Origin of the sequence: Shewanella sp. UCD-FRSSP16_17 (assembly GCF_001675935.1) — a bacterium.
Lineage (GTDB): Bacteria > Pseudomonadota > Gammaproteobacteria > Enterobacterales > Shewanellaceae > Shewanella > Shewanella japonica.
Map to the genome: position 1 here is coordinate 146,029 of NZ_LZFV01000001.1, position 16,997 is coordinate 163,025.

The window sequence follows — 16,997 nt, forward strand, 5'->3', positions numbered from 1 at the left end:
TTTAGTTGGAAACAGCTATCGAATTCATGAATTTTGGGCATGGTAATAACTAATTGAATTAAAATGCTGATGTTAGTTGACATACCCGCAAAAAGGTTCATAATCTATCGGGCTTGAAGGTTGGGCTTAGTTTATGTGTTTCAATACGACCAGTTTCGTCCTGTGAACATAAGTAAAACCGGCATTTTCAGCTCTACCGCCGTTAAGGCTTTAATTTATATATACAGGATTTATATCATGTCTCAAGTTACTGGTGTTGTTAAGTGGTTCAACTCTGACAAAGGTTTCGGATTTATCGAGCAAGAGTCTGGCCCAGACGTATTCGTTCACTTCCGTGCTATCAACTCAGACGGTTTCAAAACTCTTGACGAAGGTCAAAAAGTTCAGTTCACTGTTACTCAAGGTCAAAAAGGCCCACAAGCTGAGAACGTAACTGTAGTTTAATTATTCCTAGCTTCGGCTAGTATAATTAAATAAAACTGTAGTCTATGACTGCAGTTTTTTTTTGCCTGAAAAAGTATAACGGGTCATCTTCATCGCGCTTTTTGTCGCTAGACCTTTTATTAATTTATCGATGGCTTTATCGATGACTTTAAAAGCATTGTTATAAATTCCTTAATACTCTTCCTATCCGTCTTTAGCAGCATTGATATAACACAGGCTATCGCATTCTATAATACGCCGTTCATCATTGTTTATGAGTCTATGTGGCCTTGTATGGCTAGTATTTAAGTTTGCTAACGCCTTTAGTCATGTTACTTGGCTAACACCGCCAAAAGCTGAGCTTATGATGCATATTTTGTTGTTGATTGTTGATTGTTGTACTGTCGTCATTGTCAGTTCAGTTATTAGTCGCGTGTCAGAAGTAGTGTTTCGGCCGTTATTAGTGTTTTGCCAATGTTGACGTGAAGGTGACATAAAAAAGCCCAGTAGAGATTACCAGGCTTTTTAAATATGAATAGTCATAAACAGTAATTGTGCTTATTGGCTCTAAAAACAACAAGCTGACTAGTTAATTTAACTTGAGAATAAGGTTTCCTCTAAGCTTCTTCCTTTCATCATGGCCTTATATTGCCAGTTGTTGTCAACAAATAGAGCCAAAAGTGACATTTCTAGGCGTAAACTCGTATCAATATGATGCTCAATGATAAGTTGCTCATCATTATTCATTTTGACATTAAGAATATTGGGTAACGCTCTGACCTTATCAGCCAGTTGCTCAATGTCAGCGTTTAGCATCGTAAGGGTTAAGAAGGCGGTTTCTGCATCCGCTTTCATAGAAACCGATTGTTGAAGCTCTCCTTGTTCGAGGTACAACACTTGATCACATAATTTTTCAAGTTCTTCAAGGTTATGAGAACTGATGACAAAGGTCGTCTTAGGTGATAAATCCTTAACGATTTGGCGGATTTTTTTGGCATTAGCGGGATCTAAACCAGCAGTAGGCTCATCCAGTAAAACTAACTTCGGGGAGCCAATTAATGCTTGGGCGATTGACACACGCTTACTCATACCATGGCTTAAGCTTTTTGGTAGCATTAAAGCGGCAGATGACAAATCAACAAGCTCTAAGACTCTCAACGCTTCTTGCTTAGCTTTTTGATTGTTAAAACCCTGCAGCTTCCCGAAAAAGGTTAACTGCGAGATAACAGTAAAATTGGGGTCTAATGCGGCATCTTGGGGTAAAGCTGATACCAGGTTTTGTAACTGCGGGCTACCCGGTTTTTCACCTAAAATCGTTATCTTGCCTTCAGATGGGTGAATGTAACCACAAAGTAAGCTAAATAGCGTTGTTTTACCCGCACCATTCGGGCCGACTAGCGCAATTGGTGCTCCGGTGTCTAAGGACAAGTTAATCTTGTTTAGCGCCGTTTTTGTGCCGTATTGTTTGCTGACACCTTCACATGTAATTAGCTTCATAATGCACTCCGTTGCATGTAAATACGCCCAGCGATAAGAATTGCGACAGCTTGAATAAGAGGTATTGGTGCGTACATTAATGATTGCAATCCTTGAGTATCAATCATGAGAGATAGCTGAGAGCCTGGGAGTGCCCAGCTTAAGAAAGACAGGGCTGGTAATTGGCTATTAATAATTGCGATCAGAATAAAGCTGACAAGGCCTAAAATAATAGCGTAGATACTAGCTTGTCTTGCGCTACTGGCATACCAAGACAAAACGGCCATTACGGCTGTATAGGGTAGCAGAGCAATAAAGACATTGATGAATACTGACACTGCGCTGACTAAAGCGTCCATAAATAAGTCTGTATCACGGCTGAGAACCAATACTATCGTCGCTAGAATGGTAAGTAATAGCAAACAGCTTTGGATTAGCATTTGTCCAAGAAAACGGCCAAAGAAGATACTGTCACGACTGACACGTAAACTTAAAAAACGGAATGAGCCACGCTGCTTATCTGAGCTGAATTGATCGGCACTAATGAAAATACTGAACATTGGAAAGACATATAAGGCAATACACCAAAACACAGCAAACTCAGCGACTTTCCAACTAAATAATTGATTAAGTGCATCTGGGCCATAAATATGTTGCACCAGTTCTTTAAAACCAGGCTCTAGCATATAAACTGAGGCGCTTTGAACTGGATATAATAATATTATCGTCCAAAGTAATGAAAAAGCGATAAGCGCTGCAATACCTTTGGTATTGGTAAATCGTTTGCTAACTTCATAACTGGCAATTAGCCAGGTTTGACGCAAAGACGATGAACTGGGTGTTGAGTCCATTTACACATTTCCTTGAGAAAGAGATAAAAGAAAAGCCATCATACGCTATGGCTCATGCTTTAGAGATTAATTATTGTTAAGCCAATGTTACTTTGTACTTTTTACTCATTAGCTTAATCAAGTAGTTGTTCAAGTTCGGATAAGCGCTTTGTCAAATCGGCGACCTGTTCTTCTAAAGTGGTTACTCGCTCTTGCAGTATTTGGTTCGTAGACGTTTTTGCTGCTGGCGCTGTATTGACTTCAAATTGCGTTGTCCCTTGTTCTAGATAATGCTTATCAGAGAAGAGTTGAGCATAGCGGCTATCTCGGCGATTGGCTTCACGAGGAAGTTGCACAACTAAAGGTTCATCTCGTGAGGCTAAAGAGTGAAGGGCGCTTTCAACTTGTTGTGGGCTCTCAAAATCAAATAGTCGATTACAGCGTGTTTTGAGCTCCCCTGGCGTTTGTGGGCCACGTAGCAATAACACGATGATGACGGCTAGTTGTTCTGCAGAAAACTGTAAGTCGCTAAATTCAGTATTACAAAAGCGATGCTTATATTTAACGACTCTACTGCCAAAGCCTGTTTGTTCACTGATAAGACGTTTTTTAGTGAGGCTATCGATGATGTCTTGAGTTTCTCGCTCTGACAAGCTCATCACTGGTTCACGGCTGCTTTTTTGGTTGCATGCCATAGTTAAACTATTGATTGAAAGCGGGTACTGTTCTGGGGTAGTAATTTCTTTTTCTAATAAACAGCCGATGACTCGGGCTTCTTGATTGCTAAGTTCCATAAATTACTCCAAATAAAAAGCATGGTTTGTTATAACAGAACCATGCTTTTTATCAAATAATTCAGCAGTATTGTAGACTATTTGAGCAATCTGATGCCATCATCCTCGATACTGATTTGGCCCGCTTTAAATAAACCGCCGATACTGCGCTTGAATGCTTTTTTACTCATCGCCATCTGATCATAAATGATTGCTGAATCGGTTTTGTCATTGAGCGGTAAAAAACCACCTGCGCGATGCAATTTATTAATAATCGTTTCAGCATTTCTATCAAGGTTTTGCTTATCAGCTTTTTGTAAAATTAAATCAACTTTGCCATCAGCACGTACTTGTTTGATATAACCTTTGATAGATTGACCAAAACTTAGACGTTGGAATACTTCATTTTGAAATAACACGCCCCAATGAGCGTTATTAATGATGGCTTTGAAACCTAAATCGGTGGTGCCACCAATAATAAGGTCGACTTGTTGACCTACGGTGTATTCAGCCGGGGTTTTATCTAAAAACTTATCCACTTTAGATGACGCCATAATACGTTCATCAACATGATTGGCATGGACATACACTAAATAAGATTTACCTTCTTCTATGCTACGGTGCTGTTCACCAAAAGGCAGAAGTAAATCTTTTTCTAGTCCCCAATCCAAAAAGGCACCATAAGGTCCTGTTGCAATTGCTTCTAGGTAAGCAAATTCGCCTACTTGAGCATAAGGTTTCTGGGTTGTTGCAATAACAATGTCTTCAGAATCTAGATACAGAAAGACATCTACCATGTCGCCGACTTGACAGTCTTTAGGCACAAATTTGTTTGGTAGTAATACTTGTCCTAACTCTTGGGCATTAACATATACACCAAAACTAACTTGCTTAACGACTTCTAAAGAATAACGCTTTCCGATTTGTATCATTGTTGACTCTATTTGACTTAAAGATAATGTAAAAACACGCTAATTATATACTCAATATGCAAGGCATGTAACTTGGGTTAGCCAACTAAACAAATATAATCAGTAACAGGCGTGCAATTCGTTAAATAAATGCAGTTGTTCATAAAGAAAAAAGATTGCGAAATGACTGGTTTTTAACAAAAAAAACATATGTCAAAGCGATGATAGAAATATTGAATTAAATTTATACTAAAATAGGTTTTTCTTACTTGCATTATACTGGTTTGCAGGGTTTAATTGCGCCGCTTTTTTGTTTGAGCTCAATGAGTGTTTTAGAGTTTGAAAAAGTCGGGTTTAGCTTGACGGATTAACTGTTATGGCTACCAAAGAATCGAAGCTCATGGATAGAGACTCAATCACCATCGTGGTTGAATTGAGTCGACATTGTTATTTTTACTTAAATCTACGTTGTTAATGTCTGGATATTAGCGACAACGTTGGACAATATACATGCTAAACAAATCAAATATTTATTACGAAACATTACATCCGGCTTATGGCCAATACTTTGAAGTTGAACACGTTCTTTTTGAACAGAAAACGGAACAGTGGCATTTAAGTATTTTTGAAAATAAACACTTTGGCCGTGTAATGGCGTTAAACGGTGCAATTCAGACTACCGAAAAAGACGAATTTGTTTACCATGAAATGATGACTCATGTGCCTATTATTGCTCATGGTGATGCTAAAAAGGTGTTGATTATTGGTGGCGGCGATGGTGGTATGCTGCGCCAAGTACTGAAGCATAAACACGTTGAGCAGGTTACTATGGTAGAAATCGATGCTAACGTAGTCGAAATGTGTAAAACCTATTTCCCACAACATTCTCAGGGCGCATTTGATGACGATCGAGTATCGTTAGTGATTGATGATGGAATGCATTTTATCGAGCAATGTCAGCAGCAATTTGATGTAATTATTTCAGATTGCACCGATCCTATTGGCCCTGGCGAAGTATTATTTAGCTCTGCATTTTATGAAAACTGTAAAAGATGCCTCACTGAAAAAGGGATTTTTGTCGCTCAAAATGGGGTTGCATTTATGCAACCAGAAGAATTACAAGACACAGTAAGGCGGTTAAGTCCTTATGTAAAAGATTGCTGGTTTTACAATGCTGCCGTACCTACTTATATTGGTGGCACAATGGCGTTTGCTTGGGCAACTGATGATGTATCGGCCAGAGAACTTGACTTGACTAGCCTCAAGCAACGTTTTGAAAAGGCGAATATTAGCACTCAGTATTATACGCCAGCTCTACACATGGCGAGCTTTGCTTTGCCCGCTTTTGTTGAAACTGCAGTGAAGTCCGCACAGTCGGTAACTGCATAATCTGCTTGAATAGACGGAATGGATAATATGAAAGATTGGTCTATCGAAAATGCTCGTGCAAGTTATAACGTGACACATTGGAGTCAACAGTATTTTGGTATTGATGATAGTGGCGAGGTGACAGTAACCCCTGATCCGAATAAACCAGAATGCACTATCGGATTAAATGAGCTGGCTAAAGATATGGTTAAAGCAGGGGTTGCTTTACCGGTTTTAGTGCGTTTCCCACAAATTTTACATCGCAGAGTTGAAAACTTATGTGATGCCTTTAATGCGGCGATTCAAAAATACGAGTATCAAAATGATTACTTGTTAGTGTATCCGATTAAAGTAAACCAACAGCAAACCGTTGTTGAAGAGATTTTGGCTAGCCAAAAGTCAAAGGAAGTGCCACAACTAGGGCTGGAAGCAGGTAGTAAGCCTGAGTTAATGGCCGTACTTGCTATGGCGCAAAAAGCCAGCTCAGTTATCGTTTGTAACGGTTACAAAGATAAAGAGTATGTGCGTTTAGCACTCATCGGTGAAAAGCTTGGCCATAAAGTTTACATCGTCATCGAGAAAATCTCTGAGCTTAAGTTGATTCTTGAAGAATCTAAAAATTTGGGAGTGACGCCAAGACTGGGTATCCGCACTAGACTTGCTTTTCAAGGCAAAGGTAAGTGGCAAGCCAGCGGTGGAGAAAAATCAAAGTTTGGTTTATCTGCAGCGCAAGTGCTTAAGGTGCTTAATGAATTAGAAGAGCTCAATATGATGAGTTCGCTGCAATTAATTCATTTCCACTTGGGTTCGCAAATCGCCAATATTCGAGATATTCGCCAAGGTGTAAGTGAAGCTGGCCGCTTTTACTGTGAGTTGCGTAAAATGGGCGCACTTATCGATACCTTTGATGTGGGCGGCGGCTTAGCTGTAGATTATGACGGTACTCGAAGTCAAAGTAATAACTCGATGAATTATGGTTTGACTGAATACGCCAATAATATCGTCAATGTGTTAACTGATATTTGTAATGAATATGAGCAGCCAATGCCACGTATTATTTCTGAGTCAGGTCGTCACTTAACAGCGCATCACGCGGTGTTAATCACTGACGTTATTGGCACTGAATCATACAAGCCTGAGGACATTCAACCGCCTGAGGAAGATGCGCCGCAGCTACTTCATAATATGTGGATGTCTTGGACTGATATGAGTGAGCGTCCTGATAATCGGGCTATTATTGAGATTTATCATGATACTCAAAGCGATATTGCTGAAGCGCACTCGTTATTTTCTGTCGGGCAACTGACATTAATGCAACGTGCTTGGGCTGAGCAAACTAACTTGCGTGTTTGTCATGCTCTTAAGAGTTTGTTGAGTAATAATAACCGTTATCACAGACCCATTATTGATGAGTTGAATGAAAAGTTAGCGGATAAGTTCTTTGTAAACTTCTCTTTATTTCAATCTATTCCCGATGCATGGGGGATTGATCAAGTATTCCCTGTTTTGCCATTGAGCGGACTTGATAAGCCACCAGAAAGACGGGCTGTGATGTTAGATATTACCTGTGACTCGGATGGTATTGTTGATCAATATGTAGACGGTCAAGGTATTGAGACTACGTTACCTGTTCCTGCTTGGACACCTGAAAGCCCTTATTTGATCGGCTTTTTCATGGTTGGTGCTTATCAAGAGATTTTAGGTGATATGCACAATTTATTTGGTGATACCAACTCTGCTGTCGTTAGGGTTGAAGAAAGCGGTATTCCAAATATTGAGTCAGTTCTTGCTGGTGATACCGTTGCTGATGTACTTCGCTATGTGAACTTAGACGCCGTTGCGTTTATGCGAACTTATGAAGAATTGGTCAATCAGCATATTGCTGAGGATGAAAGAACATCAATACTAGAAGAGTTACAGTTAGGTCTTAAAGGTTATACCTATTTAGAAGATTTTTCGTAATACGAGTACCCGCAGAGCCGATAAAATGGCTCTGCTTTTGTAGGTTTTAATATGTTTTTTGAAGGTTCAGAGAAAAAGATTGAAGTCATTATTGCTGACTCATCTTTGAATATACGTGAATTTGGACAAGCATTCTGGGCTGATATTGTCGCCTGCGCTAATGCAGAAATTCTGTCATCGATCAGTAATGAAGACTGCGATGCTTATTTACTCAGCGAGTCTAGTTTATTTGTCTGGCAAGACCGTTTTGTAATGTTAACCTGCGGCACTACAACACTGGCTGATGCTGTGATGTCATTCATCGAACATGTTGGTGAAGAGTCTATTGCATTTGCCAGTTACCAACGTAAAAATGAATATTTGTCTCACTTACAATCAAGCTCTTTTCAAGATGACTTGAAAAAAATACGCAAAACAATTGCAGGAAATGCATATCGAATTGGCCACTTAGATTCACATCACCACTATATGTTCAGTACAAAGCGGCCATTTATTGCACCTGATTCAGACGTAACCAATGAATTACTCATGTACCACATTAACGGTAAGGCTGCGGATTATTTACGTGGCGTAAACCAAAGTAAACAAGGTATACGGGATTTATTAGCGTTATCTGAACTGTTTCCTGATTTCGCTGTTGATGACTTTTTATTTGAGCCATTTGGTTATTCAATTAACGGCATTAAAGGCAATGAATATTTTACTATTCATATCACACCTCAAGAGAAAAGCTCTTATGTGAGCCTTGAAACCAATGTTAATTTGGCCAATCACAGTGTCGATATTTATGCGCGTTTACTGTCAATTTTGAACCCTGGCAGTTGGGATGTGATYGGGTTTAATTCACCTAAGAATACCCAAGGATTTCCTGCTCACCTTTGTTTAGGCAGTTGCTCTTTGGCAACCGAACAAGGTTACAACATTGATTTCAGTCATTATCAGCAACTTTGTCATGAAGTACTGATCCCAGAATATTTGTAGTTATTGGCTTATTGCCTTTACGGAGAGTTATATGAGCACTTTTGCTGAAAAAGCAGATTATTCACTGTATTCCAATGCATTTGGATATTTACGTCAGCCATTAAATTTTAAACCAACAGAAACCGATGCGGATGTTGTTGTCATCGGTCTACCTTTTGATATGGCAACGACAGGCCGCTCTGGCGGGCGTATGGGACCTGAAGCCATTCGCCGTGCATCTGTTAACCTGGCTTGGGAGGAGACTCGCTGGCCTTGGGATTTTTCTATTAGCGAAACCATTAATGTCGTTGATGCGGGTGACTTAGTTTTTGATTGTGGCGATCAAGAAGATTTCACGACTCGTCTAGAAGCATTTGCAACGCGCATTTTAGAGAGTGACAAAGCCTTGCTAAGTTTTGGTGGTGACCATTTTGTGACATTGCCTTTGCTACGTGCTCATCACAAAAAGTACGGAAAAATGGCATTGCTGCATTTTGATGCTCATACCGATACATATAGCCAAGGTAGTAAGTATGATCATGGCACCATGTTTTATCATGCGCCTAATGAAGGCTTGATTGCGCCTGAAAACTCAATTCAAGTGGGGATCAGAACCGAGTACAACAAAGCGGAGCACTTGTTTGATGTTATTGATGCAGCACAAGCGAATGAGTTAACTGCAGATCAAATCGTCGCGCAAATTAAACAGCGGGTAGGTGATATGCCTTTGTATGTCACATTTGATATTGACTGTTTAGACCCTGCTTATGCGCCAGGTACTGGTACGCCAGTGTGTGGTGGCCTTACAAGTGATAAAGCAATGAAAATCATTCGTGGATTACGTGGCATGAACATTGTCGGAATGGACGTAGTCGAAGTTGCTCCAGCATATGATTCTGCTGATATTACCGCGCTAGCAGGCGCAACACTGGGACTAGAAATGCTGCACGTATGGGCAGAAGGTAAAGGTTTGGTGAAAAAGTAGCACCAAGGTTTATAGCTAGATTAAAGCCAGCGATTATTGCTGGCTTTTTTATATTTTAGAGGTTGAACCTTATTTAGCGTCGTTATGCAGGCGCCGTGTTATGGCTATATTCAGAGTGAAGCCTTTTGAAATGACTCGAATCGTCGAGCTTAATGGTTCCTTGAATTTATCCAGTATGGAATGATCATATATCAGTATCTTTGAGTATAATGATGAGAATAAAAGAGGGATATTAATGAATGATTTAACTGATATCCGCCGAGAGTATACTCAAGGTGGATTACGCCGCAAAGACTTACCTGAAAACCCACTTGTGTTATTTGAAAAGTGGATTGAGCAGGCTAAACATGCTGAGTTAACAGATCCCACTGCGATGTGTGTTGCGACAGTGGATGCTGATGGTCAACCCTTTCAGCGCATTGTGTTATTAAAAAAATTTGATAATGATGGTTTTGTATTTTTCACCAACCTTGAAAGCCGAAAAGCCACCCATTTAGCGAATAATGCAAAAACCAGCTTATTGTTCCCATGGCATCCTCTAGAGCGCCAAGTGGCTATTACCGGAGAAGCTGAGCCATTATCGATGATGGAAGTGACTAAGTACTTTATGACAAGGCCAAAAGATAGCCAAGTTGCTGCATGGGTATCAAATCAATCAAGTAAAATTAGTGCACGCCAAGCATTAGAAACCAAATTTAACGAAATGAAAGCCAAGTTTGCAAAAGGCGATGTGCCACTTCCCAAGTTTTGGGGAGGCTATAGAGTTAAGCCGCAAAGTATCGAGTTTTGGCAAGGCGGTGAAAAACGCTTACATGATCGATTTATATATCAAAAGTTACCATCCGGTTGGAATATCGATAGATTAGCGCCTTAATTTTCTTAGGGAAGCCAGATTAATGAGCCAGACTTTACTTTAAAGAAGAAAAAATGAGCCATAAAATATGGGTTGATGCAGATGCATGCCCAAACCCAGTAAAAGACATGTTATTTAGAGCGGCAGACCGTAAAACGATTCCTCTCGTACTTGTTGCTAATCAGTTAATTCGAGTACCTGCTTCACCTAATATTTCTGTTGTTAGAGTGAGCTCTGGCTTTGATGAAGCAGACAACTACATTGTTGAGCAGCTTAACGCGGGTGATTTGGTGATCACTGGTGATATTCCTTTGGCTGCAGATGCGATAGACAAAGGCGCTGTCGTGTTTAATCCAAGAGGTGATATATACACTATTGACAATATAAAACAAAGATTAACTATGCGAGACTTTATGGAAGAGCTTCGCAGCAGTGGTGTCCATACAACGGGACCAAATAGCTTTTCTCAGGCAGATAAACATGCATTTGCACAGGCGTTAGATAAATGGCTGAGCCGTTTATAAGTTCAGAAAATAATAGCTTGGCTGATTCCAGCCGAGTTAATAAATTTTAATCTATAATTTAACTGTTTTTATTCACAAAAGGGATTAATGATGAAAAAATGGCTAACAGCGTTACCAGTGGCATTAGTGTCAACAGCGCTATTATCTGCATCGGCGTTCGCCGCTGACTGGCAGGTCAAGCAAGGACACTCAAAGGTCAGTTTTATTTCTGTTAAAAAAGGCGATATTGCAGAAGTACATGACTTTAAACAGGTCAGTGGCAGCTTAACCCCTGAAGGATCATTCAATTTAACGATTGAATTAGTCAGTGTAGATACAGGGATTGAAATACGTGATGAAAGAATGCAAACCATGTTATTCGAAGTGGCTAAATACCCACAAGTGAAATTAAATTCAGTGATTAACCCGAAATTGCTGGCAGATTTGAGTGTCGGCTCAACGTTAATGACACAAATTGATGGCACAATTGATTTGCATGGTAAAACCCGCCGAATGTCGTTTGATGTATTGGTGGCAAAGCTTTCTGATACCAAAATGGTAGTAAGCAGTTTAGCGCCAGTCATTGTACAGGCGAATGATTTCGATTTAGTAGAAGGGGTTAACAAATTACGTGAAATAGCTGGATTAAGCAGTATAAGCTTAGCTGTTCCCGTATCGTTTGTACTCACTCTGTCTCAATAATTATACAATGTGGCTTATAGTTAACAGCTTAAGCCACGTTAATAGGGCATTTAATGGTCACTGATAAAGACGGCTATATTCACTTAATTCAATATTTAACAGAACACCTTGGTTTATTTGAAGCTTCAGAAGATACCAGCATCAATAATCAAACGGTGATGGAATTATTTGAAGATCAACTCTCTGCACAAATCATCATGGTTTGTGGTCAAAACCCTAATTTATCTTTCGCGCAACGTAATAAAGTGATTCGAGAAATCGACGCTATTGTCTATGATCTTGAAGAAATTTTAGCAAGTGTAGCTAGCCATAATGCCACGCCAGAGCAATCAGTTTTTATTACAGAGTTTTCTGGTTTAATCAAAAACCTTTTTGATAAAGAAATCGAACAAATTTTACGATAAACCCGCTCCTTGTTTTTAAAAGTCATAATTAGGAATCCAAATGCTTAAATCTGTCATTGCCGCACTATTAATAGGTGGAGTTTCTTTTTCAAGTTTTGCTGTAGACAAACAAGTCTTAGGACAAACTGAGATGATGTCAGTTAGTGCTGATGGCATTGTGTTTGAGGCAAGAATGGATACCGGTGCAGTGAACTCATCATTACATGCATTAGATATTTCTGTTGCTGGTGGCAGCGCAACTAAAATGAAAGATAATGTGGGTAAAGACGTTACTTTCACTACGTTTAATGAAAAAGGCGAGAAGCAAGTTGTTACTGCTGAAATTGTTGGTACATCTACGGTAAGTAACTCTCAAGGTACAGAAACACGTTATGCAGTAAAGTTACCGATTAAGTTTGGTGATAACACGCGTAAAGTTAAGGTTAATTTACGAGATAGAACAACCATGGATTACAAACTACTTATTGGTCGTAATTGGCTTAAAGGAAAGTATGTGGTTGATGTTTCAGAAAAAAAATTTATCGGTCCAACAGCGGGCATTAGCATTGTTGAGTCTGGTTTGATGTTTGATACTCGTATTGATACTGGTGCGGTAGAGAATTCACTTCATGCAACAAACTTAAGAATTAAAGATGAAGATAAAGAAAACATGGAAAACAATGTCGGTAAAGATGTGACATTTACAACCATGAATGAGAAAAATGAAACAGTAGACGTTACTGCAAGAATTCATAGCACGTCACTTATTCGTAATGCTCAGGGTAGTGAAATTAGATATATGGTGACGTTAACCATTGGTGAACCAGGTCAAGAATTCAAAGTCGATGTTAACTTAAGGGACCGAAGCAAAATGACCTACAAATTACTTATTGGTCGCAATTGGCTTCAGGGGCATTACATTGTTGATGTGGACATGTAGTTAATTCAGTTTTGATAGTTATATATTAAAAATGGTACAAAAAAACCTGCATAATGCAGGTTTTTTGTGTAAGGCGATTAGTTACCCGAAATTGTTCCGCCACCACCGCCAGAACCGCCACCTAATCCTAGTGCACCTGGTGTTGGGGCTGCGCCCAGTGCAAATGCACCCGCTGCAGTTTGAGTTTCTTCGATAACCTCAGAAACGATAGAAGGGTCAATGCCATTGGCTAGCGCGATAGCTAGAATTTCATCTGGATCCATTCCACTATCAAGGGCTGCAGCTAGGACACTTTTAACGATTGCCATATCGCTATCAGCAGCAATTAAAGCAAAACCAAGTATGTCGGCACTATCAGCAGGATTATTTTGCATTTGAGCCAGAGCGTACTGCGCAGGGGAATTGCCTTCAGCAGAGGCAGTGACCAAACCAGCAGTGAATTCTTCTTGGTTCACTTCTGCATATGCTCCAGATATACATAGTGAAGATATAGCTAATGCTAATAATTTTTGCTTTAACATTATCGTTCCTCGATAAATAGATTAATTAAAGTCTGCTAAGTCTAGCATGGTTGCAGTATTGATTGTTAGTCCATCAATATGATTAAAATTCTTCACAGCGAATAAACCGTTGCCTTGAAGGCCATCAATATTCATGTGTAAACAGTGCTGTGATACTTGTTCTGTTTCGATTTGTGGTGCAATAACATCGATTCCAATGCCGTGACAAATCTGTGTCACCGTTTGAATGAAAAATTGCGTATCTGCCTGCTCTATGTCTCGGATATAGCTGCCATCTAATTTGACAAAATCGATGTCCATATTCTTTATATATTGGAAAGAGGTCAAACTAGAGCCAAATCTTTCGATCGTAATCCCAATACCAGCACTTTTCGCCTGAGAGATAAATTGCTTCGTGGAATTTAGCGATACCATAGCTGCTGTTTCATTAAATTCAAATAAAATTGGCGGTAAGCGGTGTTGCAATTGGCGATATAAAGTAAATAACCATTGATGAAAGTTAGCATCATGGAGGGCTGTATTACTGATGTTGATGGCAACAGTAGTTTGCTTAATTTGTTGTAGTTTGAGAAAAATAAAGCTTACAACAGCACGCTCTAAGTTATCGAGTAATCCAAGGCGTTCTGCCATGGCAAAAACATCAACAGTGGGAAGCTCTTTACCGTTATGCTTAAAGCGAACAAAAGACTCAACATATAAAATATTATTATCTTTATCGACTACAGGTTGCATAGTGAGATCAAATAATTTTTCCAATGGGATGCATTTAATACTGAAATCAGCACTACTCGCATCTGCTATTTCATTTTGATAATAGTCAGTGAACTCAGAAATAATATTGACCCATTCGGAGCGCGAACGTGCTTCGTTGGGAGTCGCAATATTGGTCGTCATCGGAGAAGCTAAGTAATTGTCGTGTGTGAGTAATGTATCTAAACGCTTTGTAACGTCGGTAAAAGAATCTGTTAACGACACTTTAGTAATAACTTGGTTAGCAAAACCCTCTTCGAAACGAGAGGAATTGGCAATGTTGAAGGCATCTAGCATATTTTGGCTAAATTCATTTGCTATCTCTTCAGTGACATAAGCCAGAATTGCAAATTCAGAACCTGAAATTCGATATACATCGATACCTTCTATATTATGACTTAGAGATAAAAGCAGCTCCGATCCTTCACTAATATAGCTATCACCGCTGCCATAGCCCTCATTACTATTAATTGATTGGAGTGAGGGCATTGATACTAAACTGACAAAAAAACGATCCCCTTGTATCTGGGCTTCAGCTTGTAACGAATCAAATCTTTTTAGCAGTGCTCTGCGGTTAGGGAGATGAGTTAACGAATCAACATATACTTCTTGTGATAGCTGTTCTGCAAGTGCTGTTTGTTCAGAAAAGGAACGCTGAATATTGGCAACCATGGTATTCATAGCATTGACAACAGTACGTAACTCAGTTGTAAAAGGCTTCGAAGGGTTAAAATTAAATTGTTTTTGAGTCACTTCTTTTGCTTGCTTTTCAATAGAAAGCAGCGGGATAAGCACCGATTTTAAGATGAAGTATGAAAAGATTAGGGCAATGAATAACTGTAAAAGTGTCGATTTTAATGCGCTGATACTATGATCATAAAGTGCTGTGTAGGATGTCCCTGCATTAGATTGTACTTTTAATATTCCAGCTAATCGCCAACCGTCACTCACTTCACTTTGCATGATAGGAGGTTGTAATGTGAACCAGTTCATAAACCATTGTGGTACTCGGTGAGCTAACGTTGGGTTCGTTCGCTCAAATAGAATATTGTCATCAAAATCAGTGAATCGGATAAATTGATAGTAACCTGAATCGAAAATGGCATTAGTCATTATCTCTGCTGTCACTAAGCCTTCTTCATCCATGTATGGTGAAATAGATAACCCTAGATTATGCGCAGCCCCTTGTGCGTGAGAGGCCAGCTGATCATTCAGATAATCTTGCATGTTTGATACATTATTATATAAAGACGCGCTCAAGGTAAAAATACATAAACTTGAAACCAAGATATAAAGTTGTGCTCTGAGTGAAAGTCCATTTGAAAAATTCAAGTTATACCTCTTAATCGCCTTGTTCTATTCGTTTGAGTAACTCGGTCCAATTTTTATTACCGGTACTAGTCGGTTTAGCATTTCCAAGTCCTTGAGCCTTTGCTAGCCATAGACCTTGGCCATTAAATGAATATATCGGCTTCAGATCAGTTCTTTTATTGGCTGGTAAAATTTTAGTTTTAAGGTTATCTAATACTAATGGCATGTCTCTCAAGTTTTCGAAATAGACTAAAACCATATGGGGCTCGTTTATCGTTAATGCTCTAACGTACATTAAACGCAGTTTGGACTCATCAACCCCCATTGCCTTTAAAGTAAAAAATTTAAAAATGGCATAATCTTCACAGTCCCCACCTCGGGTACCTAAAGACTCGATAGGTGTTGCCCAGTAATCACTTTTACCCCAGTGATCAATATCTAAGCGATACCTTATCTTTCTATTAGCAAATTGATTTACCAGATTGAGACGGCTAAAGTCATCTAAATTTTCACCATCTTCAATCAATTGTTGCCAGTCTTTAAAATCTTGAACACTGTTAATGCCATAACGGTTTTCAATGTCTTGATAAAAATTGTCGGTAAAAAAGTAATCGGCAACCGTAGCCATGCAAGTCAAACTAATAAGACTTACAACACTAAGCGCTTTGATTTTCAACTGAATAAAATGCCTAAGTTGATTTATATTGCGACTAATTAGCAAATTTTCGATTGTCCACTTTTATCATTGATGGCGTAACTGAGTGAATGTCTAAACAATCATAACGTAACGGCATTAGAATAAAAACCATACTTATAGTAATTGAATCAATATATTACACAGCCACGCCAAGTGTGTCTGGTTGTTTTATTGAGCTAGTTCTCGTTATTTTAAACTTTAGTATTGGATACAAATATTTCTGTTTTATTGCTATCTCATCAAAATAACCCATCAGAATTCATAGAATTAACAACAAGGTGTTTACCTTGTTGTTAAGTCAGTCAGCTACATTAGACCCGCGTTCTCTGTCACTTTTTCCTCTGATTGAGGTGAATTTATCATCTGAATGTTAAATTAAACCTCTCCTTAGTAGCTATTTTTATGTAATTAAATAACGTAAAAGAAATTTTTTATCACAAGAAATTAACTAATGTTGCTCATTGTTGTACCTTGTGTTTGGCGAAAAATTGACGGAGTTATGTGCAAAAGTCATCGGGCATGATACCAACTTTTGGGATTTAATAAGCAATAATAATAATTTTTTTGTTCAATCCCATAATTTCGCGAGTTGGCATAAGTATTGATTGCATAAACGTTTACAGGGTTTTGAGTAATAGAACGTTTTTTG

17 protein-coding genes are annotated in these 16,997 nt (G+C 39.0%); 10 read left to right on the top strand and 7 right to left on the bottom strand.

The window, feature by feature from the left end; all coding sequences use genetic code 11:
* Positions 1-237: 237 nt before the first annotated feature.
* Positions 238-444: a cold-shock protein gene (locus A9267_RS00605; protein WP_012155714.1), complete on the top strand. Its 207-nt coding sequence runs from the start codon at positions 238-240 to the stop codon at positions 442-444.
* Positions 445-1,017: 573 nt separating this feature from the next.
* Here A9267_RS00605 and A9267_RS00610 read toward each other — a convergent pair.
* The 4 genes from A9267_RS00610 to A9267_RS00625 form a co-directional block, all read right to left on the bottom strand.
* Positions 1,018-1,920: an ABC transporter ATP-binding protein gene (locus A9267_RS00610; protein WP_065107861.1), complete on the bottom strand. Its 903-nt coding sequence runs from the start codon at positions 1,918-1,920 to the stop codon at positions 1,018-1,020.
* Positions 1,917-2,750 carry an ABC transporter permease subunit gene (locus tag A9267_RS00615; RefSeq protein ID WP_065107862.1) on the bottom strand — a complete coding sequence of 278 codons (834 nt, stop codon included), beginning with the start codon at positions 2,748-2,750 and terminating at the stop codon, positions 1,917-1,919. The genes A9267_RS00610 and A9267_RS00615 overlap by 4 nt, the downstream gene beginning before the upstream one ends.
* 113 nt (positions 2,751-2,863) lie before the next feature.
* The gene (locus tag A9267_RS00620; protein ID WP_065107863.1) at positions 2,864-3,523 is read right to left on the bottom strand and encodes a YceH family protein; all 660 of its coding nucleotides are present in this window, start codon (positions 3,521-3,523) and stop codon (positions 2,864-2,866) included.
* A 77-nt stretch (positions 3,524-3,600) separates the two neighbouring features.
* Positions 3,601-4,434, bottom strand: a complete 834-nt coding sequence (locus A9267_RS00625; protein WP_065107864.1) for a CvfB family protein — start codon at positions 4,432-4,434, stop codon at positions 3,601-3,603.
* 489 nt (positions 4,435-4,923) lie between these two features.
* On the opposite strand from A9267_RS00625, the gene speE reads away from it, so the two are divergent.
* The 9 genes from speE to A9267_RS00670 all read left to right on the top strand — a co-directional run bounded on the left by speE (position 4,924) and on the right by A9267_RS00670 (position 13,069).
* Positions 4,924-5,802 (top strand): polyamine aminopropyltransferase, encoded by an 879-nt coding sequence (gene speE / locus A9267_RS00630; RefSeq protein ID WP_065107865.1) that lies wholly within the window; start codon positions 4,924-4,926, stop codon positions 5,800-5,802.
* Positions 5,803-5,829: 27 nt separating this feature from the next.
* On the top strand, positions 5,830-7,743 hold the full coding sequence (speA, locus tag A9267_RS00635) for a biosynthetic arginine decarboxylase (protein ID WP_055023330.1): 1,914 nt from the start codon (positions 5,830-5,832) through the stop codon (positions 7,741-7,743).
* Between the two features lie 51 nt (positions 7,744-7,794).
* A complete protein-coding gene (locus A9267_RS00640; protein ID WP_055023329.1) occupies positions 7,795-8,724 on the top strand; it encodes an adenosylmethionine decarboxylase in 930 nt (309 codons plus the stop codon).
* 31 nt (positions 8,725-8,755) lie between these two features.
* Complete coding sequence (gene speB, locus A9267_RS00645; protein ID WP_065107866.1) at positions 8,756-9,688, top strand: agmatinase; 933 nt, start codon at positions 8,756-8,758, stop codon at positions 9,686-9,688.
* A 235-nt stretch (positions 9,689-9,923) separates the two neighbouring features.
* Positions 9,924-10,562 (top strand): pyridoxamine 5'-phosphate oxidase, encoded by a 639-nt coding sequence (pdxH, locus tag A9267_RS00650; protein ID WP_065107867.1) that lies wholly within the window; start codon positions 9,924-9,926, stop codon positions 10,560-10,562.
* A gap of 53 nt (positions 10,563-10,615) precedes the next feature.
* The gene (locus A9267_RS00655; protein WP_065107868.1) at positions 10,616-11,065 is read left to right on the top strand and encodes a YaiI/YqxD family protein; all 450 of its coding nucleotides are present in this window, start codon (positions 10,616-10,618) and stop codon (positions 11,063-11,065) included.
* Positions 11,066-11,155: 90 nt separating this feature from the next.
* Positions 11,156-11,746 carry a YceI family protein gene (locus A9267_RS00660; protein ID WP_065107869.1) on the top strand — a complete coding sequence of 197 codons (591 nt, stop codon included), beginning with the start codon at positions 11,156-11,158 and terminating at the stop codon, positions 11,744-11,746.
* Between the two features lie 53 nt (positions 11,747-11,799).
* Positions 11,800-12,150 (top strand): DUF3802 family protein, encoded by a 351-nt coding sequence (locus tag A9267_RS00665; protein ID WP_055023324.1) that lies wholly within the window; start codon positions 11,800-11,802, stop codon positions 12,148-12,150.
* A gap of 40 nt (positions 12,151-12,190) precedes the next feature.
* The gene (locus tag A9267_RS00670) at positions 12,191-13,069 is read left to right on the top strand and encodes a putative ATP-dependent zinc protease (protein ID WP_055023323.1); all 879 of its coding nucleotides are present in this window, start codon (positions 12,191-12,193) and stop codon (positions 13,067-13,069) included.
* 77 nt (positions 13,070-13,146) lie between these two features.
* Here A9267_RS00670 and A9267_RS00675 read toward each other — a convergent pair whose 3' ends face one another.
* From A9267_RS00675 to A9267_RS00685, 3 genes are read right to left on the bottom strand one after another with little or no spacing between them, the layout of a single operon-like run.
* Positions 13,147-13,590, bottom strand: a complete 444-nt coding sequence (locus tag A9267_RS00675) for a hypothetical protein (RefSeq protein ID WP_065107870.1) — start codon at positions 13,588-13,590, stop codon at positions 13,147-13,149.
* A gap of 21 nt (positions 13,591-13,611) precedes the next feature.
* On the bottom strand, positions 13,612-15,672 hold the full coding sequence (locus A9267_RS00680) for a bifunctional diguanylate cyclase/phosphodiesterase (RefSeq protein ID WP_331711987.1): 2,061 nt from the start codon (positions 15,670-15,672) through the stop codon (positions 13,612-13,614).
* 10 nt (positions 15,673-15,682) lie between these two features.
* Positions 15,683-16,279 carry a transglutaminase-like cysteine peptidase gene (locus A9267_RS00685; RefSeq protein WP_065107872.1) on the bottom strand — a complete coding sequence of 199 codons (597 nt, stop codon included), beginning with the start codon at positions 16,277-16,279 and terminating at the stop codon, positions 15,683-15,685.
* Positions 16,280-16,997 lie beyond the last annotated feature (718 nt).

Coding starts and splice junctions, on each gene's coding strand:
- A9267_RS00605 (WP_012155714.1), top strand. CDS start 238: ATGTCTCAAGTTACTGGTGTTGTTAAGTGGTTCAACTCTGACAAAGGT.
- A9267_RS00610 (WP_065107861.1), bottom strand. CDS start 1,920: ATGAAGCTAATTACATGTGAAGGTGTCAGCAAACAATACGGCACAAAA.
- A9267_RS00615 (WP_065107862.1), bottom strand. CDS start 2,750: ATGGACTCAACACCCAGTTCATCGTCTTTGCGTCAAACCTGGCTAATT.
- A9267_RS00620 (WP_065107863.1), bottom strand. CDS start 3,523: ATGGAACTTAGCAATCAAGAAGCCCGAGTCATCGGCTGTTTATTAGAA.
- A9267_RS00625 (WP_065107864.1), bottom strand. CDS start 4,434: ATGATACAAATCGGAAAGCGTTATTCTTTAGAAGTCGTTAAGCAAGTT.
- speE (WP_065107865.1), top strand. CDS start 4,924: ATGCTAAACAAATCAAATATTTATTACGAAACATTACATCCGGCTTAT.
- speA (WP_055023330.1), top strand. CDS start 5,830: ATGAAAGATTGGTCTATCGAAAATGCTCGTGCAAGTTATAACGTGACA.
- speB (WP_065107866.1), top strand. CDS start 8,756: ATGAGCACTTTTGCTGAAAAAGCAGATTATTCACTGTATTCCAATGCA.
- pdxH (WP_065107867.1), top strand. CDS start 9,924: ATGAATGATTTAACTGATATCCGCCGAGAGTATACTCAAGGTGGATTA.
- A9267_RS00655 (WP_065107868.1), top strand. CDS start 10,616: ATGAGCCATAAAATATGGGTTGATGCAGATGCATGCCCAAACCCAGTA.
- A9267_RS00660 (WP_065107869.1), top strand. CDS start 11,156: ATGAAAAAATGGCTAACAGCGTTACCAGTGGCATTAGTGTCAACAGCG.
- A9267_RS00665 (WP_055023324.1), top strand. CDS start 11,800: ATGGTCACTGATAAAGACGGCTATATTCACTTAATTCAATATTTAACA.
- A9267_RS00670 (WP_055023323.1), top strand. CDS start 12,191: ATGCTTAAATCTGTCATTGCCGCACTATTAATAGGTGGAGTTTCTTTT.
- A9267_RS00675 (WP_065107870.1), bottom strand. CDS start 13,590: ATGTTAAAGCAAAAATTATTAGCATTAGCTATATCTTCACTATGTATA.
- A9267_RS00685 (WP_065107872.1), bottom strand. CDS start 16,279: ATGGCTACGGTTGCCGATTACTTTTTTACCGACAATTTTTATCAAGAC.